Below are 19,453 nucleotides of genomic sequence, written 5' to 3' on the forward strand. Positions count from 1 at the left end.
GGCAGATTCACTCGGTGGAGTGCCCGCACGAGCGTGATCCGAGTTCTGTCCATCCGTGAACGGAACCTGGCGTCGACCCTTGATCCACTGGGCCGATGACCCCCTATTCGTTCGGGACCCACCGAGGCCGCTGGCTCGTGTGCACGGCGGGATTTGCCGAAGTCGGCTTCGTCGACCTGGTGCGGCAGCCGCGGTCAGCGCGTCTGCCGGAACGAGACGTGATGGACGTCTTGGACCTGGCGGCGCGGCAGCAGGACGCACGGCTGCCGTTCGAGCCGGGACAAGTCACCGAACTCCGCGGCGAGGTCGTGCGGCTGGTGCCGTTGACGTGGTGGTGGCGTCGGTGCGTTCGATGTCGACTGCTCGCACCTCCGGCGCGGATGCTGCGCGTGGTGCCAGCGTGATCGGGCTGATCCTCGTCGCGGTACTCGGCGGGCTCGCACTCGCCGCGCTCGGGATCACGGCAGCGCTGGTCCTGCACATCCGCCGCGCCAGACGGCAAAGCGTGCGGTCGTTCTCCCGGCTCCACCCACCGCCGGCGGGCCCGGTTCCACCGTTGGACACCGATCCGGACGGCCCTCGGTCCGCGCCGTTGCGGCCGATCTTCCGTGCGAACGACGACCGGAGGACTACCAGCTGATCCTCGCGCGGCACGGGCGACCATGTTGGTGGTGGTGGCTATGGTGAGGGCATGGCTTCTCCTGCTACGCACGAGCCGAGCGGTACTCCGGCCCCGCCGGCCGCGGACCCGAAAGCGATCCGCGCCTGCCTGTCGCCGTCGCTGGTCGCCGAGTTCGACCGCGAGTGGGAGATCGTGCTGGAGCGCGCGAAGCAGGACAAGACTCTCGAGCCGGTGCACGGGATGCTGGCCAAGTGGCGCCACCTCGCCCACGCCGAACAGCGCGACCCCGGCAGCTACTATCGGTTGCTGGCGCAGGCCGAGCACGGGCTGAGCACCGGTCGAGCGCCCGAGGGCAGCGTCTCCGGCGAGGAGATCAAAGCGCTGATCGGGGACCGGTTGGGGCGGCACGCGTAGGTGTACCGCCTGGTCGTCTACCCCGAAGCCCGAGACCAAATAGCCGCGCTGCCCGACGATGCGCTCGCCGCGTACTCCTCCGTGCACGACGTCCTCGAGCTGACACCCTGGTCGGGCCCGCCGCTGCACGAGGACAACCCCGACGGCGCCGTCCGGCGCTGGAACTTCGGTCCCGACCACGCCGGCCAGGTCGTCTACCTGATCCTGGAGGATCAGCAGGAAGTGCACATCCTGCTGATCCAGTGGTTCGGCTCCTAGACCAGGCGACCGCCGGGCACCACCTGCTTCAGCAGCGTCACCGTCGTCCTTGCCGCCGTGCTTTCCGCGAGGCTTTCCTGGCCTTCTTCTTCCGGGCGTCCGCCTGCCGTGTCGACGTCTCCGGCCGAGAGGACGGCGAAGAAGCCGTGCGGGGCGGGTCGATCTTGCCTTCCGCGAGCCGAAGCGCCACCTGCGAGAGCCGAAGGAACTCCGCCTTCGGGTCCGGAACGCAGGCGGGGATCTGGATCAGCGCCGCGGCGAACGCTGCGGCCAGGTGCAACGCCTCGAACGGCTCGGCCTCGGCTGCACCGACGAGCCGCAGCCCGACCCGAACCAGCGGCACGTCGTCAACAGCGACGACCTCCAGCAATTTCTGGACGTCGCCGCGCCGTTCCGGCGCGACCAAGGCGTCCAGCAGCGCCGTCATCGCGGGCCGGATGTCGCTGATCGTGGCGTCGTACCGGGAGGTCGTCCACCACCCCTTGGCTTCCCTGGTGATCACGTCGACCGCTTGCTGGGCGTCCGAGGGGCGGATGTGCATCAACTCTTCCGCGACGTCGGGCGCGTGATCGGCCAGCAGCTCCTGCACCTCGACGATCTTCTTCGCCAGGTCTTCGCGCTCGGCGTGCTCGCGCGCTGATTCGCCTGCTTTCCGCGGTTCCGCCAGGGATGCCGCGAAGTCGATCCCGTCGTCGAGGATCGAGTCGAGATACTGGGCGAGCAGTGTCCGCCCGGCCAGTTCGCCCTGCATGACGCGGACCGCCCACTGCGGGGTGCCGCGTTGTGGCCACGGCTTGTCGGCGGCCATGTATTCGGACAACTCGTATGGCCGCGGCGGCCGATTCCCGATGGGTGCTTCGGCGGGCGCGGCTCCTTCTGCCTGGTCCGCGATGACCCGCAGCGCCGTCTTGCCGGCGTCCCGGTCGGCGTCGGAAACGTACGTCAGCAGCATCTGCGCGACGAACGCCTGCCCGTCCTCGCCTCGCTCGTACCAGAGCCGCTCGCCCGTGCGGCGTTTCGCCGTGCGTTGCTCGGCGGCCTGTCCGGTCGCCGGTCCGCCGGCGTGGCTGCGGTCGATCTCGGCCTTCATCCGGAAGAACTCGTCGTGCATCGGTTCCCCCTCGGCGGGAACCACTGCGTGCCGTGCCGGCGACAGCCTCGACAGCGACGCCACCAGGCGTTCGGTCGCGAGCCGTTCCCACAACCGCATGCCCGAGAGTTCCCCGAGGTCTGCGGGCCGGGTGACGACGATGCCTTCCTGGTCGGCGTAGTCGGCCAGCGCGTAGGCGATGAGCATGGTCGGCACGTCGAAGTATTCGGCCCGTTCCCCGGCGGGGTCGACGTTGGCCATCATGAGGTCGCGCATCACTTCCGCGTAGGCGTAGGCCGCGCGCCACGGCGTCCAGGTCGGGCCCACGGCCTGCTCTTCCACGGCAGCGTCATCGGTCATGCACACAGCGTCCCAGGTGACCGGTGTCGCGCCGCGCAGTGGCTCGCCGTCCGGCCGGTCAATGTCCGAGTTCGGGCAAGGGACCGCGGACGTCCCATTCCAGCAGCGTCCGGCCGGACTCCCGGTAGAAGGTCTGTTTGGCGCGTTTTCGGGCCTCGTAGCTTTCGCGGCCGCGCACGCCCCAGACCTCGACGTAGGTCTCCGGGTCCTCGTCGACCAGGACGAAGTCGGGGAAGACCGCGTCGGCGCCGTCGTAGTGCAGCGGCTTGACGAACGCGCGTCCCGCCGCGGCGAGCGCGTCGGCCATCTCCGCTTCGTGGCTGGAGTCGGCCGGCAGGTACGAGCCGGTGGTGAGCATCGCGGCCAGGTCGACGACGGTCGGATAGCCGCGGCGGCTGCGCTCGATCATGGCCAGCACCACCTGGCGCCGCCCGGCCTGGCCGGCCTGTTCGCTGAACACGCTCGGGTAGGACCGGTGGACGCGGTCCATCAGCGTTGTCGAGGCGAACAGCGGCGCCCGCTGGTGCGCCAGGCGAATCCGCACGCCGTAGTCGGTGGGCTCGACGGCGCGGATCTCGCCGAGCACCAGGCCGCGGCGGTGGACACGACCGGCGGTGGTCAGACGTCCCATGTACCGCTCCCAGGCGGCGTTGATCTGCTCGGCGTGTTCGCGCTGGAACGGGGGCACGATCCACAGCGCGTCCGCCAGCGCCAGCCGGTTGACCCGGCAGTCGCCGGCCTGCTCGTCCAGCAGCGCCCGGCAGGTGCGCCAGTTCCGTGCTCGCTCGCGCGGGTGCCACACGTTCAGCTGCGCGGATTCCCACAGGAAGTGCAAGAAGGCCAGCAGCCCCAGCGAGCGCCGCACGGACGCGACCGATCCGGGTGCGGCCGCCGGCGGCGGGGGCGTCTCGGCAGGCGCCGCGGCGGCACCCCGGACGATCATCGGGATGGACAGCCGGATCGACGTGCCGTCGTCGCTGGTGCTGATGGCGTCGTCGTAGGCGCTGCGCCCGGACATCGAGGAGGGGCTGCGGTACCACGAGCATCCCGGGGCGTGCTGGTGTCCGCCCGCGGGCCAGTTCGCCAGGTGATACCGCCCGGCTCGGCACCGGATCACCAGCCGCACCACCTGATCGGTGCGGCACAGGCAGACCGCGTGGCCGACCTCGCTGCGCGCCCGGCCGAACAACGACGTGTACCGGTCGGGATGCTGCTTCACGTCGGCGACCGCGACGACCCGGTCGGCCAGGCGCACTTGCCCCGCTTCGCCCGCTGGCGTGGCGGACCTCGCGCCGACCCGTCGGCGGCGTGCTGCTGAGTACACGGCGGCCTCCTCTCGCCGGACGGATCAGCACCTCCCGGTGGATCATGCTGTCGTCTCGATTCTGCCTGTTCACGACGACAAGCGGCCCCACCTTTTCAATCACGGCTGGGCCAGAGCGCCCGGTAACCCGATCGTGGTGCCGCGACGGCTGCGACACTGCTCCGGCGTTGCCCCGCGGCCTCACCTCCTTTGCCCGGCCGCGACCGACACGAAGGCGAGCCCTCGTAGTGACCATGTCCCTGGACCTGACCCGTGGCGACGCGTTGCTGGCCGTCGGCCGGAATGCGGACCGCTTCTACTCGCTGCTGCAAGCCCTCGAGCGGGACAGGCAGGTGCCGGAAGTGCTGGCGTCCTGGGTCTACATCAACGCGAACTACTGCACCGACAACCCGGCGGCCGCGTCCTTGACCATCGTCGCCACCCGGACCGAGCTCGCGCCGAAGGTGCAGGACGTCCTCGCCCGGCTCGGCCGCGCATCCACCCCCGCGGCGCGCGCCACGATCTGGTCGAAGGTCGCCCCGGATGACGAACTCGCCCTGTCGGTGGCGATGAGTGCGGCGGTGACGGTCACCGACCGGCTCCCGCGCCTGCCCGGCCGGTCGATCCGCGCGGTGGAACAGCTGTGCACGATGTTCGCCGGCGGAGACGCCGCGGCGGCGAAGGCCGCGGCCCGCATCGTCGTCGGCGCGGCCACCGACTGGCAGCCGCCGCTGCGGCTCGGGCTCAACCGCGCCGTCGTCGACGGCGCCACCGGGACCGTCGCCCGATGCCTGCTGTGCCTGGCCGCCGCCGCGGTCGACGCCGGAACGGTCCCCGCGGAAACGACCGCACAGGCCGACCACGACCTCGACTCGGTCACCGATCCCGCCCAGCGAGCCCTGATCATCGCCGTGCGCGCCGCGACCGCCGAAGCCGCCCGGGACAGCGCCGAAGCAGTGGAGGCGCTGCTGGCCGACATCGACGACGGCGAGCTGGTGCACCTGCTGACCAGCTGGGGCGAGATCGCAGCGACAGCGCTCACGCGCTCTGCCGGCTGAGGAACCGAGGTACCGGCGACCTCGACAGCCTGCTCCGCGCCGCAGGTGAGCGGATTCCGCGGCGATCCCTGGCAAGCTACGTCAGTGACCGAGTTGCCGATCAAGAGCCGGGACGGCCATGCCGTGCGGGAATGGCTGCGCTGGGCCCGCCTGGGAGCGGCGATCTCCGCCGCGACCGAGCACGGCCAGCGGTTCGCGGCGCTCGGCCCGGAGTCCTGCCTCGCTTTCCCGCAGGGCGTGCTCCACGGCGTCGAGCACATCAGCATCGGCTGCGGCTGCCTCGTCAACGAACACACCACGCTGTCCGCCGGACCGCTTGCCGAGACCGGATCACCGGCGTCGCGCCCGATCATCGAACTCGGCGACCGCTGCGTGCTCGGCCGGCACACCGAGATCATCGCGATGGAATCGGTCGTCCTCGAGGACGACGTGTGGACCGCGGCCGGGGGCGTCTACATCACCGACCACAACCACCGGCACGACCTTCTCGACGGGACGCCCCTCGCCCGCCAGATCCCGCTCGACGTCCGCCCGGTCCGCATCGGCGCCGGAAGCGTGATCAGCACCCACGCCACGATCCTGGCCGGAGCCCACCTCGGCCACCACACGATGGTCGCCGCCGGCGCCGTCGTCCGAGCCGGTCACTACCCGCCGCACTGCGTGCTCGCCGGAGTCCCCGCCCGCGTCGCCGCCACGCATCCGTGCCCGCCCGGCACCAGCGGGACGAAGGCGGCCTTCCCTCTTCCCACCTGACCGCGACTACCGAGCAGAACACGAGGAAACCATGAACAACCCGAAGATCCAGGTCGTCGATCTGAGTTGTGACCCCTTGGCGCGCTGGCGTGAACCGGTGATCGCGCCCCGGCCGGCCGCTCGTTTCCGCGCCGCCGCGTTCCGGCTCGTCGACGCGTACCTGGACTTCCCCGACGGCATCCACGCGCGCATCCCCGAGCGGGCCGCCGCCGCCATCGCCGAGGTCGACGTGAACCACTACCACGGCGTCATCGCCGCCGCGTCCGACCTGCTCAACACCTGGCGCAGCATCGCCGTCGAGCACGGCGGCTGGGACTTCGACCCCGAGGAGACCTACCGCGGCACCGCCAAAGTGCTCGCCCTCGGCCAACTCTCCCCGGTCCGCGAGTTCGCCCTGGCCGCGCTGGAAGCCCAGATCGCCACGGTCCGCGAACCGGCGGGCAGCGCTGCGCCCGCGGCGCGCACCGCCGACGGCGACCTCGTCGAGAACGACGACCTGGTCCTCGGCGAGCTGCACATGGTCGCCGCGATGGCCGCCTGGCAAGGTTCGTGGACCCTGGCCGATCAGAACCAGCTGCGCGTCACCCTGCGCGAACAAATCCGGCTCGCCGACCAGACCGCCGACGAGAAAGCCTGATTGCTCACCGCTCGGAGACGGCTGACTCCGTCCGATCGAGCGGATACCCGATCTCGTAACGGTCGGCCGGCACGATGGTCTCGTTGACCTCGCACACCTGCCCGGCCGGGCTCCGGGCGATCCGGACCAGTCGCAGCACCGGCGTGCCGGGCGCCAGCGACCAGAGCTCGCGTTCCCGAGCCGACGGCGCACGCGCACCGACGCGCTCATCCCAGGCCAGCGGGCCGAACCCGCTCTCCTCCATCCGGTCGTAGATCCCGCCCGGTCCGGTCTCGGACTCACCCAGCACCGGAAGCTGGTCGACCAGCCACGGCGGCAGGTAGCTGACCGACACGTGGTGCGGATCGCGGGTCTGCGGGTCGCCCATCACCCGATCGCGGGTCACCACGGCCTGCCCCGGCTCGGTGCCCAGCAGGCCGAGGAGATCGGGCGGCGGAGGCGCCGTGCGGACGACCGGTTCCTCAACCGCTACCCAGTTCTGCGCGGCCGGGTCGAAGAAATACCCGCGTTCGTCGCGGAAGACCTGGCGCTCGCGCACGATCAGCTCGCGCACCGGCGCGCCGCGCACGACGGTGCCGCGTCGGCGGATCGGCTCGACCAGGCCCTCGTCGGCCAGCACCTTGATCGCCTTCTGCACCGTTTCCTTCGCCACGCCGAACCGCTCGAGGAGGTCGGTCAGCCGCGGCAGCGTGCTCCCCGGCGGGTACGTGCCGTCGAGGATTCCGGTTCGCAACTCCCCCGCGATCGCTTCGTACGCCGGTTGATCGGCCACTACGCATCCTCCCGCAGAGCACTAGAGCGATTTGTACTAGGACTATTGCGCACCGGGGCGCATCGTGCAATCCTCGAATAGTCCTAGTACTAACTGCGAGTAGTCACCGGCCGGTACATCGCAGCCCACGTCGTGCATCACGTCTCGCGGGGAGTTTGCCGTGCCCACCACCGTGCTCGCCGGCGACAAGTCGGCCACCGTCGTCCCCATCCAGCGCGCCGCCGCGCGCCGTATGGCGGCTCAGCAGCACCACCGCCGGGTCGCGTCCGGCGTCCCGGACCTGGCCCCGCCGCCCGCGGAGGACCCGACCGACGCCGAACTGATCACCGACGTGCGGGCCGGGCGGCTCAACGCCTACGGCCTGCTCTACGGCCGGCACCGGAACGCGGCGGGCAACCTCGCCCGGCAACTCGCCAGCTCAGCCATCGAGGCCGACGACCTGGTAGCCGAGGCGTTCGCCAAGGTGCTCAACGTCCTGCGCGGCGGCCGCGGCCCGGATTCCGCCTTTCGCGCGTACCTTTTGACCGTGCTGCGCCACATCGCCTACGACAAGACCCGCCTCGCCCGCAGGTTCGACCTCACCGAGGACGTCGAGACCACCGCGATCGAATCAGCCTGCCCGGAGAAGATCTCCGAGCCCTTCCGCGACACCGCCGTGGACGGGCTGGAACGCGACCTGGCCGCGCATGCGTTCGCCCGGCTGCCGGAGCGGTGGCAGGAAGTGCTGTGGCACACCGAAATCGAGGGACTGACGCCCATCGCGATCGCCCCGCTGATGGGCCTGTCCCCGAACGGAGTCTCCGCGCTGGCCTACCGCGCCCGCGAGGGCCTGCGCCAGGCGTACCTCCAGGTGTACGTGGCCGAGCTGAATCACCGGCCCGACGGTTGCCGCCAGGCCGCGGACAAGCTCGGCGCCTGGACCCGAAACGGGCTGTCGAAGCGGGAGACCGAGCAGGTCAACGCCCACCTGGACGGCTGCCCGGCGTGCCGCGCCGTTGTCGCCGAACTTCGCCAAGAGCTCCCGGCCTGACCGAGTCACGGCCACCACCGCCGATGTCCATCGCGGTCCTACCGGGGACGCATGTCCATGACCTGCACCGAGTGCCCGGCGTACAGCTTCGGCTCGTAGGTCATCACGGCCACCGGGCTGCCGGCGGCCTCGACCGCGATCTGCGCCACCTCGAGCGCGACCAGGTCCAGTGATTCGGCGCGGGCGGCCTGCTCACCGGTCTCCAGCGCGTTGGTCGCCGACAGCGCGAGCACCTGCACCGGGCCGGCCGGGTCGTTGAGCACCCAGGACAGGTCCGGGTGACGCCCACCCAGCTCGGCTCCGGCGACCAGCAACGACATCGCGGGCACGACCAGCAGCCGTCCGGTCGTGATCGCCTGCACGACCACGGCCTGGGCAAGCCGCGGGCTCAGTTCACGTTCGTAGGCGACCAGGAAAGACGAGTCGAGCAGCAGCGCGCGGGGCAAGCTCACGCGGCGTGGTCCGACCCGAGCCGGTCCACTCGCGCCAGGATGTCGCGGGCCTGCGCATCGGCAGCCTGGTACTCGGGCGAGTCAGGGTCGATTCCCCGTCGGGTCAGCAATGCGTTGGCGACCTGGGCGCGGTGCTGGTAGGTCGCACGGCCGCCGGGCAGGAGCCGGTCGAGCTCGTGCGCGGGCAGCGTGGCCAGCGACTCGATGTCGACCCGGTCGCGCGCCGAGATCCGCTGGACCAGGTACTGGTCAGCGGGCGTGCGGTCCGCGAACGCCGAAGCCGTCATGCCCCTGATGATAGCGGTGATCGGCCCCGGCCTGGAACGGCTCGCGTGGGCCCGAAGACCACCCAGGGGCATGTACGTCGTTGGGCTCGGACTCGTCGTCGACAGCTCGGTCGACGCCCTGGTTACCGGCCAACCTCGCCGCCCGCGATCCGGACTCACTCCGGCGGCAGCAGGTTCTCCATGGTCAGGGCCAGTCGCTGGATGATCGCGGATCGGTCCTGCCCGGTCGCATCGGCCAGCCAGCCGATCAGCAGGCCCTCCAGAAGGAGGTTCAGACCGGCCTGGCGGCTGCGGACCTCGGCGTACCAGGCCAGGGACTCGTCCAGGGCCTGCGCGTCGTCGTGCGGCAGCGGGGTACGGATCTGCATGGACAGCGACCGCGGCTGGTTGACCTGCGCGATCAGCGCCAGCGCCTGCTCGGGAGTCTGACCCGGCTGGCCGCTGATCGTCAACGCCCGCAACCAGTCCTCGGCCATCGCGCGCGGCGACGGCCGAGGCACCTGCGGCCGGACACCTGCTGGCCACACCGCAAGCCCGCCCTCATCCCCGTCGATTCCAGTGACCGCACGGAACCCGGCGTCGGCCAGGACGAGCTGGTAGCGCTGCTCCTCGGTGTGCCGGTCCAGCTCCGGGCCGTCGGTGCAGCACACCAGGAACGGGTCATGGTCTTCGCCGGGGGCTTCCACGACGAAGCCGCCCTGCCGGTCGCCGGCCTCGGCACACCCGGCTTCCCGCAGCGCGCCGCGGATGGCTTCGGCCAGCCGATCCCGGCGCGTCGCCAGCGGGCGGCCATCAGCGTCGATTGCGCCGTCGTCCTCGGACCGTGCCCGTCGCCACCACCACCGCATGGACTCAACCGTAGGGCCGACCTGCGGGGCGATGATGGACTAGTCCCTAACCGGGGTTCGGCGCGAAGGGCAGGTGACCGCGATGGCCCGGCTGGACTGGGGCGAGGTGATCGAGCAGGCCCACGCGATCGTGACCTCGTACACCGAGCGGGTCACTCTGCGACAGTGCTTTTACCGCTTGGTGGCGGTCGGGGCCGTGCCGAACTCGGTGGCCGCCTACAAGCGGCTGTCGGCGGTGACCGCCGCGGCTCGGCGGGCCGGGACGTTCCCCGATCTGGCCGACCACGGCCGCGAGATCGCCCGGCCGCTCTCCTTCTCCGACGCCGACGACGCGCTGACCTGGCTGCGCCAGGCATTCCGCCGTGACCGCACCGCCGGCCAGCCCACCGCGATCTACCTCGGCCTGGAGAAGGACGCTCTCGTCTCGCAGCTCGCCGCCTGGTACGACGAGCTGGGACTGCCGGTGATCGCGCTGCGCGGATACGGCTCGCAGACCATCGCCGACCTCGTGCGCCGCGACGCCGAGCACGCCGGCCGACCCGCGGTGCTGCTCTACGCCGGCGACTACGACCCCTCCGGAGAAGACATCGAGCGGGACTTCCTGGCCCGCACCCGCTGCTGGACACATGCCGAACGCGTCGCGCTCACCGCGAACCAGGTCACCGAATTTGGACTCCCACCCATGCCAGGCAAGGCGACCGACTCCCGCGCGGCCGGCTTCACCGCCGCCCACGGACACCTCGTCCAGGTTGAGGTCGACGCGCTCGACCCTGCCGACCTGCACACCCTGTTCGACACGGCCATCGCCCGCTGGTGGAGTCCGCAGGCACACGACGTCGTGCTCGCCGCGGAGGCGCGCGACCGGGATCGGCTGAACAGCCTGTAGAACGGGCGCCAGCCTGCCTGGGTCAGGCACCGGCGCGCCAGCGAATGACGCCGTGGACGAGGTCGGCGTCCCAGCCGGGCGCGTCGTGATCGAGTTCCCAGTCGTCGTCGCTTTCGCCGCTGTAGTAGCCGCGCTCGACCTGGCCGAACAGGAACGCACCGGCCGTGCCGTGGCGACGGCGGGCCACCCACTCAGGAAACCGGGCGTCTGGCAGGTGATGTTCCACCCATGCCCGTGCGGCTAGCTCGCTGTCGTGCTCGGACTCGGCCACCGAGCCGATCGTGTCGTCGTCGCCGATTCCGAGCAGGATCGCCGCCCGCCAGGTTTCCGCGCCGATTTCGTGGCGTGGTCGAAGCTGATGCACCGTTCCCATACCCCAAAGGATCACCCACTCCGCATGTTCCAGCTACTGCGGCTACCGAGGCAGTTCACGGAGAGAGCTTCGCGGTGGTGGGGCCGTCGAGAGATGTAGCCGAGCATGTCTTTGCAGATCAACAACTGCGTCTTCGGGTCGATCGGCGGCAGTATCCGTGTTATCGGCACCCATCGTTTGACACCCGAATAGTAACGATGGATAAACTACAGTCGTAACCGGTAGTGGAACGAGCGAGGTGTGGCATGGCGATCCGGCTCAAGCTCGGTAACTATGAGACCGTGAAGGGCGACCCGCTGTCGCGCTCCCACGTCGGCTACTTCCCACGCATGACCGAACTGGAAGCATGGGAGGCGGGCCGCGGCGTATGGAAGATGAACGTGGAGAAGGCATCCCGACAGCGTTTCGCGCTGATCATCGGCGAGGGCCGCGTGCGTGCCGTCGCCGAGATCACCGGCGTCACCGTCCACAACACCCCTGGTGGTGAACGAGTCGCGCTGGAAGGCCGAGTCCTCGACACGCCGCACGCGGTGCGTGACGCCTACTTCGACGCTCCGGACCCGGTGGTCAACGGCTCGCAGAACCCGATCGGGTACTGCGAGTTGCCCGAGGAAGCCGCTTTCCTGATCCGGCCTTGCGCGTGCGGCTGCGGAGAGACCAGCGACCGAGACTTCCTGCCTGGTCACGACGTTCGGGCGATCCAGGCCCGGGTCCGAGCTCACTTCGGCGGCTCGCCGCTGGCGTTCGTCACCTGGGTGGACAGCCAGCTGACCGGCGAGCGGACCGAGGTGCCCGCGTGAACGCCGCGCTGCCTACGAGCTCGCTGGCCCCGTCCCGGCTGAGCTGGAACGACCTGCCCGAGCAGGTGCGCGAGGCCGCGGAATCCGCGCTCGGAGCGCCGGTCGTGCGGGACATTCCGCAGTCCGGAGGGTTCTCGCCGGGGCTGGCATCCCGACTGGTCCTCGGTGACGGGCGTCGGGTGTTCGCCAAAGCGATCAGCGCCGACCGGAATCCACGCTCGCCAGGGTTGTACCGGCGCGAGATCGAAGTTATGGGCTCGTTGCCAGCTACGGTTCCGGCACCGAAGCTGCGGTGGTGCTACGACGACGGCCACTGGGTCATGCTCGTGCTCGATGACATCGACGGCACGATGCCGACCACGCCGTGGCTCCCGGAGCAGTTCGCGCGGGTGATGGCCGCACTGGAAAAGCTGGCGGAAGGTCTCACACCAACTCCAGTCCCCGCGATGTCCATTGTGGACGACCTCGCCGAGAACTTTCGCTCCTGGCACACAATCGCGGGCGACTCGGCACTAGCCGGGCGCGTGGACGAGTGGGCGTGCGCGAACCTGCCGAGGCTGGTGCAGTTGGAGTCGGGCTGGGCATCCGCGGCGCGAGGAGACACGCTGCTGCATGCCGATCTGCGGGCGGACAACCTGCTGCTCACCGCCGACGCCGTGATGGTAGTGGACTGGCCCTACGCGGTCACCGGCGCGCCGTGGGTGGATGGGCTGCTGTTCCTGCCCTCGGTGGCCGCGACCAGCGCCATCGACCCCGAACAGGCGTGGCGAGGGTTCCGGCCCGCGCACGCCGTCGACCCAGACCAGGTGAACGCCGTGCTCGCGGCGATCGCCGGGGACTTCCTGTTCCAGTCGCTCCTTCTCGCCCCGGACAACCTCCCGACCCTGCGGGCGCACCAGCACGAGAAGGGCATGGCGGCATTGGGCTGGTTGCGGCGGCGGATCAGCTGAGCACGGCGTAGTCGCGCAGTCCGACGGTTCCCAGCTGGATCAGGTACTCGGTCTCGGGACCGCGATTTCCCTGATGCCACTCGGCCAGCGCGCCGAGCAGCTCCATCGCCGCGGCCGCGCGGCCGAAGGCCCGCAACGCCGTGCGTTCACTTGCCGACAGCGGCGCCGGCGCGGCGGCCGAGTACGCCTCGGCGATGGTCTCCACCCGAACCGGGAGCGGATCGGCGGAGCCGTGGGTGAGGTTGGCGGCGATCACCGCCAATTCCTGAACCCGAGGAAAGCGGTTGGCCACCGCGAAGTCCAGCACGGTCACGCTGCCGTCATCGGCGAGCAGCACGTTGCCCTTGGTCAGATCGGCATGAATGAGCGCGGCGGGCAGCGCCTGACGGTCGACGTCGACGACGTCCTCGACGGCCTGGGTGACAAGGCACCGCTGTTCGGAGTCGAGGACATCGCGGACCTGCTCGGCCAGCGGCACCAGGTTGGTGATCGCCCAGGGGTCGAACACGAACTCCGGCCAAGCATCAACGGTGTGGATGCGCGCCGCTTGCTCCACGATCCTGCCCAGCTCGTCAGACGTGGGTGCGCGGTCGAGGTCGTAGAGGGTGGCGCCGGGAACGAAGTCCATCACCAGCACCTGGTGCCCGGCTTGGTGGTGGGCCAGGACACCGTCAGCGTCGCGGTACAGCCGGGGATGCCGGACACCTGCTGCCTGGGCGCGAGTGATCAGCTCAGCGGTGCGAGCCGCTATTCCGGCGGCCCGGCCGGCGGCGAAGATCTTCACCACGACCCTGGCTTCCGAGGAGGTGCGCAGGTCGATGTTGCAGTCCTCGTACCCGGTGGTCAGCACCGACCATTCGACCGGAGTACCGAGACCGAAGGCACCCGCGACCCGGGCGAGCAGCAGCTCCAGGTCGACACCGACCCGCGCGGCCGGATCGGTGAGCCCGGTCATTCGGTCACCGGCAGCGGAAACGGGATCACCTCGCGCAGCTCGTCGGCGCCGGTCAGGGTGAGCAGCAGCCGCTCCAACCCGATGCACAGCCCGCCGGCGGCGGGCATGTTCGCGGCGAACACCTCCAGCCATTCGGCATCCAGGGTCGCTGCCTCCGACGACAGAATGCGGTCCCCGTCGGGCGCCAGCCGGCGGCGGAGTTCGTCCGGGTCGGCGAGCTCGGTGTATGCGGTGGCGACCTCGCGGCCGCCGATCACCAGGTCCCACTTCTGTGCCAGGCGCTCATCGTGGGCGCAGATCTGCGCGAGTGGAGACGGGCCGGCCGGGAAGTCGACGTGGAACGTCGGGGCGACAGTGTTCGGCTCGACGAGCCGGTCGTAGACCTCCAGCACGATCTCGTCGACGTCGGCGCCGTTCCGGACGGGGACCTGGTGGTCTTCGGCGAGCTGGCGCAGCCGCCCAGCTGTCGTTCCCGGCGTGACCTGCGCGCCCAGCGCGACGCTGACGGCCTGGTAGAACGGCACGACCGCCCACGGGCCAGCAAGGTCGATGCTGTTCCCGTCGCGGGCGCGGATCACCGTTCCGTCGAGCACCGTGCGGGCCGCGGCTGTGATCAGGTCGAAGGCCGTCGCGCGCAGCGTCCGGTAGTCCGCGCCGGCTTGGTACAGCTCGACCAGGCTGTATTCCGGCGAGTGTGTCGGGTCCACGGGTTCGTCGCGGAACGACCGGCCGATCTCGAAGACCTTCTCCATCCCGGTAGTCAGCATGGCGCGCAGGTGCAGCGGAGAGGACCGCAGGTAGATGTGCGGGTCCAGCGACATCGTCTCGGTGCGGAACGAGCGGCCCGGCGCGGGACGGCTGCGTTGCAACAGCGGGGTGTCGACCTCGACGTGCCCGGAGTCATGCAGGAACCGCCGCAGCACATCTACCGCACGGGAGCGGGCTTCCAGTACCTCGCGCGCGCCCGGTGCGGCGCGCAGCTCGGCATAGCGAGCGACCAGCGCCCCGGACGGGCGAACCTCATGATCTGGACGATGGGATTCGATCATCACGTACTCCCTGGTCGGCGGGACAAAGCAGGTGGAAGTGGTGGTGCGCCGCACGTCGAGCGTGACGCAGTGGAAGCCGCCGCCGAGGACCCGCGCGTGCCGCAACGCGTGCGGCACGACGTCGATACCGCGCTGGTTCAGCGTCGCGATCAGCTCATGCTGGGCGGCGTCGACGATGGCCAGGTCGGGGCGGACCATCAGCAGGTTCATGCCGATCCACTCCGAGGACAACGGATGCGCTCCGGCTACCGGACCGCTGGTCATCGGTGGGCACCACAGGTGTTCCCATGATCGAAGCGGCTCCGGCAGCACTGTGGGATCGGTGACCCGCGCGGGGTTGAGCAGCGCCAGGCCGGGCCGGATCAGGCTGATCGTGGAGTCGATGTGGGTGTGCTGGTAGACGTCGCGGATCGGGTGGACACGGTATTCCCCGAACGCGGACAAGGTGGTCTGCAACCAACGTCGGCCGAGTTCGTTGCCGGAGGAGGAAACCAGGTAGAACAGGTCGCGCCCGCAGCGCAGCACGTTCGCCGCGTCGAACACCGGCTCGGCCTCCCCCAGCGTGGGCCGGCCGGACGTGTCGAGCGGGTAGAGCTCGTCGCGCAGCAGTGGGGTCGGGGCGGCGATCCATGCCGACCCGCCTAGCATCCGCTGCTGGAACAGTTCACGAAGCCCGGCCAGCTCGAACATCCTGGCCCGCATCGGGCTCGGCGCCTGGATGATCACCGACCCGACGATCAGGGTCAGGTCGCGTGGGCAGTAGGAGTAGAACCCGTTGCTGCGCCAGTGTGGCGTCGCGAACTCCCGCTCGTGCTCGACCACGGCCGGTCGGTGCACCGTGACGCCCAGCCCGGCCAGGGTCGACGCCAGTCCGTCGAGGTCTTCCTCGGCTTCGGCCAGCACACGGGGCGGGAATATCCCGGTGCCGATGGCGGCGAGCTCGCCTGCGGATAGCTCCGGGTACAGGTTCAGCCATGCCGATCGGTCGAGGGTGGGGACGCGGGCGCCGGCGGCGGTCCCGACGACGACCTCGGCCAGCGGGCTGTACTCGTCGTCCGAGCACGCGGCCAGCCGGATGGGGGCGTCGAGGGCAACCACAGGTTCTGCTGTGGGGGCGGTGGGCGACAACGGCACGTCCTTTCATCAGGCGGGACACACAGCGGGTCGTCGTTCAGCGGAGAGCGCGGAGGGCGCCGCGGCGGCGGTGGGCGCGCTTGGACCCGCAGGCCATCGTGCGCAGCAGCCACCGGTCGGTGCCGTCGTAGCGAGGCCGGAACACGGTGCGGCCGTGGACGACTCGCCGGTTGTCGGCGATCAGCAGCTGCCCGGGTTCGAGGACGTGGGCGACGGCGGCTGCCTCGACGGCCTCGGCGAGGACCCTCAGCGCGGCAGCGGCCTCCGCGTCACCGGGGTCGGCCGGACGTTGGTAGACCGCATCGAAGCAGATCTCCGGGTCAGGGGTGGGGCCCGAAAGCACGCTGACCCTGGGAAGATCCGGGGCCGGGTCGGCACCGTGCGCGATATCGGGTTCGACCACGAACCGCGGCTGCCGCAGCACCTGCTCCACCGCATCCGGCAGCTGGAGCGACCGCGCGGCCGAAACGAGGGTGGCCGCGCCAGGTTCGCCGCGCAGGCACAGGAGCCCGAAGAAATCGCACCGATGTTCGGTGAAGGCATCCTCGACGTGCCACGCCAGGATGGTGTCGCTGCCCTCGCTGGTCTGGGCGGCTTCGCGACCGGGGACCGGGGTGACGTGCTGGACAAGCCGCCCCTCGTACAGCGAGGCGAACGTGAACGGTTCACCCAGCAGCGACACCACCGCCAGCAGCGACAGCGCCGCGGCCTGGCCGCAGAGGTCGAGCGGGGGCGGGATTGTGGTGGCCGGCGTTGGCTGAAGATCGGTGATCTCGGGCAGCAGCCCGCTCACCAGCAGCGTGTTGTGCGGTGAGCCGCTGTTGCCGAAGCGATGCGCAGCCCGCACCAACGACTCCGGCAGTGCCGTCACCAACGCGGCACCATGTTCGGCCAGGTCCGTACTCGAGCCGCCGGATTCCCCGGCAAGACGCCGAGCCTCGGAGGCAAGCCGGGTCGCACCCTCACTGTCGACTTCGACGATTTCGCCGCGGTCGAGTTGACCGATCATCAAGGGAGCTCTCCTTCGCTCGCTTCACCCGCACCGGGAGATGAACAGCCCGTGCTGACATCGACACCGCCAGTGTGGTCAGGCGGTCGACGGCGAAGTTGCACAGAAATTGCACAAAACCCTGGTCAGCGGCTGCCGAAAGGCTCCGCAGGCGGCGAGAATCCCCGACAAGGCTCACAACACGACGGGAGCAGCGCCGATGAACCAGGACAACGACCGGATCGGCGCCCGGATCGCCCTCCATCGCAAGGCCGTCGACTGGACCCAGCGCCAGCTGGCCAACCGCGCTGCGGTTTCGTTGTCCCTGCTGCAAAAAGTGGAGGTCGGCGATCGCGCCGCCACCCCGGCGCTGCTGGCCGCCGTGGCCCGTGCCTTTGGCATCTCCACGCAGGTGCTGACCGGGCAGCCCTACGCCGACAACTCGCACGACGTCGTCACCGCCACTCAGATCGAGCAGCTGCGGACCGTGTTGCGTCGCTACGACCTGCCCACTGACGGACTCCGGCCAAGGCCACTGCCGGAATTGGCCAGCGACGTCCGCACCATCGCAAAACTGCGGGCCGCCGCCGACTACGGCAAGCTCGCCGTCCACCTGCCCGGCCTGATCGACGAACTCACTGCCGCCCGCCACCACGCCGCGGCCGACGGCAAGACGGCGGTGAACGCGCTGCTGGTAACCGTGTACCACGCGGCCCACACCCTGCTCTATCGCCTGGGCTACCTCGACCTGGCCGAGGCCGTCGAGCACAAGCTTGACGACACCGCCAACGCGACCGGGGACCCGCTCGCCCTCGGACTGGCCCGCTGGACCCGCGCCCAGAGCTTCCAATCCGCAGGGGACTACGACCACGGCCTCCGCCTCATGGACACCGCCCGCGCCGAACTCGATGACCTGCTGCGCAACCCAGCCCCGGCCGCGATCACGATGTACGGCAGCCTGCACTTGCGCGCGGTCACGCTCGCCTCCCGCGCCGGCGACGCGGACACCACCCAGGACCACCTCGACGCGGCGACCGAACTCGCCTCCCGCTTCCCGTCTGACCGCAGCCACCTCGGGCTCACCTTCGGTCCCGCCAACGTCGCGACCCATGCCGTCGCCGCGCACGTTGAACTCGGCAACCCCGAAGCCGCGCTTGCCGCCGCCGAGCGATGGCGACCGCCCCGCACCATGCCCCGCACACGGCGCGGCCACCATCACATCGGCCTCGCCCGCGCCCACCTCCTGCACGGCGACCGCAATGCGGCGCTCGGCGCGCTCCAGCAGGCCCGCCGCATCGCGCCCCAGCAGACCCGACTGCACCCGATGGTGCGCGAAACCACCGCTGTGCTGCTCTCCCTGCATCGCCGCTCCAATCCCGAACTCAGCGGCTACGCCACCTGGCTCGGTCTCGCTTAAGCCGCGGCGAGCTTCGTGCGTCCGGCACAAGAAAGGACGTCCAGGACGGCCGCGAGGGTGTCGTCGAGGCTGGCGTAGACCGGCATGCCGGGCCGGGCGAGCTGGCACAGCATCCGCACGTCGGCCGCGCGCGGGTAGCCCGGATCTGCGCCGACCACGATCCGGCGGCCCTCGCCGAGGGCCTGGCCCAGCTCGAACATCGCGATCGGCTGCACCGTCACCTGCGGGTCGCACTCCGGGAACCAGAACAGCGTGGTGGCGTCGGGCAGGTGCAGGTGGTGCTGTTCCCAGGAGACCTGCTCCCACCCGGCCGCCGGGTCGTGGATCGGGAAGTCGACGCGGTTCGGGTTGAGCACCACGACGGGGTCCGGCGCCGCGGCGAGCACGGTGGCGGCGTGGTCGTGCCAGCGCGGGCAGCCGGTGATCCCACCGGCCAGGAACACCGCCGGGGCGGAGCCGGGCCGCGGCCGGTAGTAGTTCGGGGCCTCGAAGTACCGATCGTCCTGGGCCTGCGGGAGGTGTTCGGCGACGTCCCGGTGGACGCGGGGCCGGTGGACGTCGCGGTGCTCCACCTGCATGCGGAAACCGCGCAGCGCGAGCCGTCCCGCGGCGAGCTCGGCCAGGGCGACCGAGCGGTGGCGGCCGCCGGCGCACCCGAAGGCGAGGACGCGGTCGCCGCGGTGCGCGACGGTGGCGGCCTGCACGGCGTGGTCGACCAGTTCCACCGCGCCGGGGGTGCCGAACACGGTCTGCTGCACGCGGGCGTCCCGGCCGTCGAGGTCGAGGATCGTCGCCGCGGCGGCGGGATCGTGCAGCCAGCGGCGGACGTCGAGCACGAGGTCCGCTTCCGGAGTCGGGCCGTGCAGGAAACCGAAGGAGATCAGGTGCACGGTCGGGGCGGAGTCGTTGGCGGAGGCGGTGGTCGTCGTGTCCATGATTCAACGATCACGGCAGAAAATGGTCCTGAACAGGTGTTTCCTGTTTCCTGATCACACGGGAAACGGTCAGCGGTTTCCC

The 19,453-nt window shown here is 70.5% G+C and carries 22 protein-coding genes; 11 read left to right on the plus strand and 11 right to left on the minus strand.

What is annotated here, in order from left to right; genetic code table 11:
* The first annotated feature begins 221 nt into the window (after positions 1-221).
* The 3 genes from ACWEN0_RS42570 (at position 222) to ACWEN0_RS42580 (ending at position 1,294) form a co-directional block, all read left to right on the plus strand.
* Positions 222-404, plus strand: a complete 183-nt coding sequence (locus ACWEN0_RS42570; protein ID WP_451986472.1) for a hypothetical protein — start codon at positions 222-224, stop codon at positions 402-404.
* A 287-nt stretch (positions 405-691) separates the two neighbouring features.
* A complete protein-coding gene (locus ACWEN0_RS42575) occupies positions 692-1,036 on the plus strand; it encodes a DUF6247 family protein (protein WP_451986474.1) in 345 nt (114 codons plus the stop codon).
* Positions 1,037-1,294, plus strand: a complete 258-nt coding sequence (locus tag ACWEN0_RS42580; protein WP_451986476.1) for a hypothetical protein — start codon at positions 1,037-1,039, stop codon at positions 1,292-1,294. It abuts the gene before it with no gap.
* Between the two features lie 37 nt (positions 1,295-1,331).
* On the opposite strand, the gene ACWEN0_RS42585 is transcribed toward ACWEN0_RS42580, so the two are convergent.
* Both ACWEN0_RS42585 and ACWEN0_RS42590 read right to left on the minus strand, forming a co-directional pair.
* A complete protein-coding gene (locus tag ACWEN0_RS42585) occupies positions 1,332-2,744 on the minus strand; it encodes a hypothetical protein (protein WP_451986478.1) in 1,413 nt (470 codons plus the stop codon).
* A gap of 58 nt (positions 2,745-2,802) precedes the next feature.
* Positions 2,803-3,999 carry a DUF1173 family protein gene (locus ACWEN0_RS42590; RefSeq protein ID WP_451986480.1) on the minus strand — a complete coding sequence of 399 codons (1,197 nt, stop codon included), beginning with the start codon at positions 3,997-3,999 and terminating at the stop codon, positions 2,803-2,805.
* Between the two features lie 302 nt (positions 4,000-4,301).
* Here ACWEN0_RS42590 and ACWEN0_RS42595 point away from each other — a divergent pair, with 302 nt between their 5' ends.
* From ACWEN0_RS42595 to ACWEN0_RS42605, 3 genes are all read left to right on the plus strand, one after another.
* Positions 4,302-5,105, plus strand: a complete 804-nt coding sequence (locus ACWEN0_RS42595) for a hypothetical protein (protein WP_451986482.1) — start codon at positions 4,302-4,304, stop codon at positions 5,103-5,105.
* Between the two features lie 84 nt (positions 5,106-5,189).
* Positions 5,190-5,858, plus strand: coding sequence for an acyltransferase (locus tag ACWEN0_RS42600; RefSeq protein WP_451986484.1), 669 nt, complete (start codon positions 5,190-5,192; stop codon positions 5,856-5,858).
* A 31-nt stretch (positions 5,859-5,889) separates the two neighbouring features.
* Complete coding sequence (locus ACWEN0_RS42605) at positions 5,890-6,495, plus strand: hypothetical protein (protein WP_451986486.1); 606 nt, start codon at positions 5,890-5,892, stop codon at positions 6,493-6,495.
* Positions 6,496-6,499: 4 nt separating this feature from the next.
* Here the strand turns inward: ACWEN0_RS42605 and ACWEN0_RS42610 are convergent, their stop codons facing one another.
* Positions 6,500-7,267 carry a GntR family transcriptional regulator gene (locus tag ACWEN0_RS42610; protein WP_451986488.1) on the minus strand — a complete coding sequence of 256 codons (768 nt, stop codon included), beginning with the start codon at positions 7,265-7,267 and terminating at the stop codon, positions 6,500-6,502.
* Between the two features lie 160 nt (positions 7,268-7,427).
* On the opposite strand from ACWEN0_RS42610, the gene ACWEN0_RS42615 reads away from it, so the two are divergent.
* Complete coding sequence (locus tag ACWEN0_RS42615; protein ID WP_451986490.1) at positions 7,428-8,297, plus strand: sigma-70 family RNA polymerase sigma factor; 870 nt, start codon at positions 7,428-7,430, stop codon at positions 8,295-8,297.
* Between the two features lie 38 nt (positions 8,298-8,335).
* Here ACWEN0_RS42615 and ACWEN0_RS42620 read toward each other — a convergent pair whose 3' ends face one another.
* The 3 genes from ACWEN0_RS42620 to ACWEN0_RS42630 form a co-directional block, all read right to left on the minus strand.
* On the minus strand, positions 8,336-8,749 hold the full coding sequence (locus tag ACWEN0_RS42620; protein WP_451986492.1) for a hypothetical protein: 414 nt from the start codon (positions 8,747-8,749) through the stop codon (positions 8,336-8,338).
* Complete coding sequence (locus ACWEN0_RS42625) at positions 8,746-9,036, minus strand: hypothetical protein (RefSeq protein WP_451986494.1); 291 nt, start codon at positions 9,034-9,036, stop codon at positions 8,746-8,748. The genes ACWEN0_RS42620 and ACWEN0_RS42625 overlap by 4 nt, the downstream gene beginning before the upstream one ends.
* A gap of 155 nt (positions 9,037-9,191) precedes the next feature.
* A complete protein-coding gene (locus ACWEN0_RS42630; RefSeq protein WP_451986496.1) occupies positions 9,192-9,884 on the minus strand; it encodes a hypothetical protein in 693 nt (230 codons plus the stop codon).
* Positions 9,885-9,966: 82 nt separating this feature from the next.
* Between ACWEN0_RS42630 and ACWEN0_RS42635 the strand changes: the two genes are divergently transcribed.
* Positions 9,967-10,770 (plus strand): hypothetical protein, encoded by an 804-nt coding sequence (locus tag ACWEN0_RS42635; RefSeq protein WP_451986498.1) that lies wholly within the window; start codon positions 9,967-9,969, stop codon positions 10,768-10,770.
* Positions 10,771-10,792: 22 nt separating this feature from the next.
* Here the strand turns inward: ACWEN0_RS42635 and ACWEN0_RS42640 are convergent, their stop codons facing one another.
* Positions 10,793-11,143 carry a hypothetical protein gene (locus ACWEN0_RS42640; RefSeq protein WP_451986500.1) on the minus strand — a complete coding sequence of 117 codons (351 nt, stop codon included), beginning with the start codon at positions 11,141-11,143 and terminating at the stop codon, positions 10,793-10,795.
* Between the two features lie 245 nt (positions 11,144-11,388).
* On the opposite strand from ACWEN0_RS42640, the gene ACWEN0_RS42645 reads away from it, so the two are divergent.
* Complete coding sequence (locus ACWEN0_RS42645; RefSeq protein WP_451986502.1) at positions 11,389-11,943, plus strand: hypothetical protein; 555 nt, start codon at positions 11,389-11,391, stop codon at positions 11,941-11,943.
* A complete protein-coding gene (locus ACWEN0_RS42650; protein WP_451986504.1) occupies positions 11,940-12,893 on the plus strand; it encodes a phosphotransferase in 954 nt (317 codons plus the stop codon). The genes ACWEN0_RS42645 and ACWEN0_RS42650 overlap by 4 nt, the downstream gene beginning before the upstream one ends.
* Here the strand turns inward: ACWEN0_RS42650 and ACWEN0_RS42655 are convergent.
* The 3 genes from ACWEN0_RS42655 to ACWEN0_RS42665 all read right to left on the minus strand — a co-directional run bounded on the left by ACWEN0_RS42655 (position 12,886) and on the right by ACWEN0_RS42665 (position 17,040).
* The gene (locus ACWEN0_RS42655) at positions 12,886-13,848 is read right to left on the minus strand and encodes a phosphotransferase (protein ID WP_451986506.1); all 963 of its coding nucleotides are present in this window, start codon (positions 13,846-13,848) and stop codon (positions 12,886-12,888) included. The genes ACWEN0_RS42650 and ACWEN0_RS42655 overlap by 8 nt on opposite strands.
* Positions 13,845-15,995 carry an amino acid--tRNA ligase-related protein gene (locus ACWEN0_RS42660; RefSeq protein ID WP_451986508.1) on the minus strand — a complete coding sequence of 717 codons (2,151 nt, stop codon included), beginning with the start codon at positions 15,993-15,995 and terminating at the stop codon, positions 13,845-13,847. Before ACWEN0_RS42660 ends, ACWEN0_RS42655 begins: the two co-directional genes overlap by 4 nt.
* A gap of 73 nt (positions 15,996-16,068) precedes the next feature.
* Positions 16,069-17,040, minus strand: a complete 972-nt coding sequence (locus tag ACWEN0_RS42665) for a TauD/TfdA family dioxygenase (RefSeq protein ID WP_451986510.1) — start codon at positions 17,038-17,040, stop codon at positions 16,069-16,071.
* A 199-nt stretch (positions 17,041-17,239) separates the two neighbouring features.
* On the opposite strand from ACWEN0_RS42665, the gene ACWEN0_RS42670 reads away from it, so the two are divergent.
* Positions 17,240-18,436 carry a helix-turn-helix domain-containing protein gene (locus ACWEN0_RS42670; protein WP_451986512.1) on the plus strand — a complete coding sequence of 399 codons (1,197 nt, stop codon included), beginning with the start codon at positions 17,240-17,242 and terminating at the stop codon, positions 18,434-18,436.
* Here ACWEN0_RS42670 and ACWEN0_RS42675 read toward each other — a convergent pair.
* Complete coding sequence (locus ACWEN0_RS42675; protein ID WP_451986514.1) at positions 18,433-19,371, minus strand: RapZ C-terminal domain-containing protein; 939 nt, start codon at positions 19,369-19,371, stop codon at positions 18,433-18,435. The genes ACWEN0_RS42670 and ACWEN0_RS42675 overlap by 4 nt on opposite strands.
* Positions 19,372-19,453 lie beyond the last annotated feature (82 nt).

This window comes from Amycolatopsis sp. NPDC004378, from assembly GCF_053602455.1.

What these genes read in the sequence shown, in the direction of transcription:
- ACWEN0_RS42570 (WP_451986472.1), top strand. Translation starts at nt 222, where the DNA reads ATGGACGTCTTGGACCTGGCGGCGCGGCAGCAGGACGCACGGCTGCCG.
- ACWEN0_RS42575 (WP_451986474.1), top strand. Translation starts at nt 692, where the DNA reads ATGGCTTCTCCTGCTACGCACGAGCCGAGCGGTACTCCGGCCCCGCCG.
- ACWEN0_RS42585 (WP_451986478.1), bottom strand. Translation starts at nt 2,744, where the DNA reads ATGACCGATGACGCTGCCGTGGAAGAGCAGGCCGTGGGCCCGACCTGG.
- ACWEN0_RS42595 (WP_451986482.1), top strand. Translation starts at nt 4,302, where the DNA reads ATGTCCCTGGACCTGACCCGTGGCGACGCGTTGCTGGCCGTCGGCCGG.
- ACWEN0_RS42605 (WP_451986486.1), top strand. Translation starts at nt 5,890, where the DNA reads ATGAACAACCCGAAGATCCAGGTCGTCGATCTGAGTTGTGACCCCTTG.
- ACWEN0_RS42625 (WP_451986494.1), bottom strand. Translation starts at nt 9,036, where the DNA reads ATGACGGCTTCGGCGTTCGCGGACCGCACGCCCGCTGACCAGTACCTG.
- ACWEN0_RS42630 (WP_451986496.1), bottom strand. Translation starts at nt 9,884, where the DNA reads ATGCGGTGGTGGTGGCGACGGGCACGGTCCGAGGACGACGGCGCAATC.
- ACWEN0_RS42635 (WP_451986498.1), top strand. Translation starts at nt 9,967, where the DNA reads ATGGCCCGGCTGGACTGGGGCGAGGTGATCGAGCAGGCCCACGCGATC.
- ACWEN0_RS42640 (WP_451986500.1), bottom strand. Translation starts at nt 11,143, where the DNA reads ATGGGAACGGTGCATCAGCTTCGACCACGCCACGAAATCGGCGCGGAA.
- ACWEN0_RS42645 (WP_451986502.1), top strand. Translation starts at nt 11,389, where the DNA reads ATGGCGATCCGGCTCAAGCTCGGTAACTATGAGACCGTGAAGGGCGAC.
- ACWEN0_RS42655 (WP_451986506.1), bottom strand. Translation starts at nt 13,848, where the DNA reads ATGACCGGGCTCACCGATCCGGCCGCGCGGGTCGGTGTCGACCTGGAG.
- ACWEN0_RS42665 (WP_451986510.1), bottom strand. Translation starts at nt 17,040, where the DNA reads ATGATCGGTCAACTCGACCGCGGCGAAATCGTCGAAGTCGACAGTGAG.
- ACWEN0_RS42670 (WP_451986512.1), top strand. Translation starts at nt 17,240, where the DNA reads ATGAACCAGGACAACGACCGGATCGGCGCCCGGATCGCCCTCCATCGC.
- ACWEN0_RS42675 (WP_451986514.1), bottom strand. Translation starts at nt 19,371, where the DNA reads ATGGACACGACGACCACCGCCTCCGCCAACGACTCCGCCCCGACCGTG.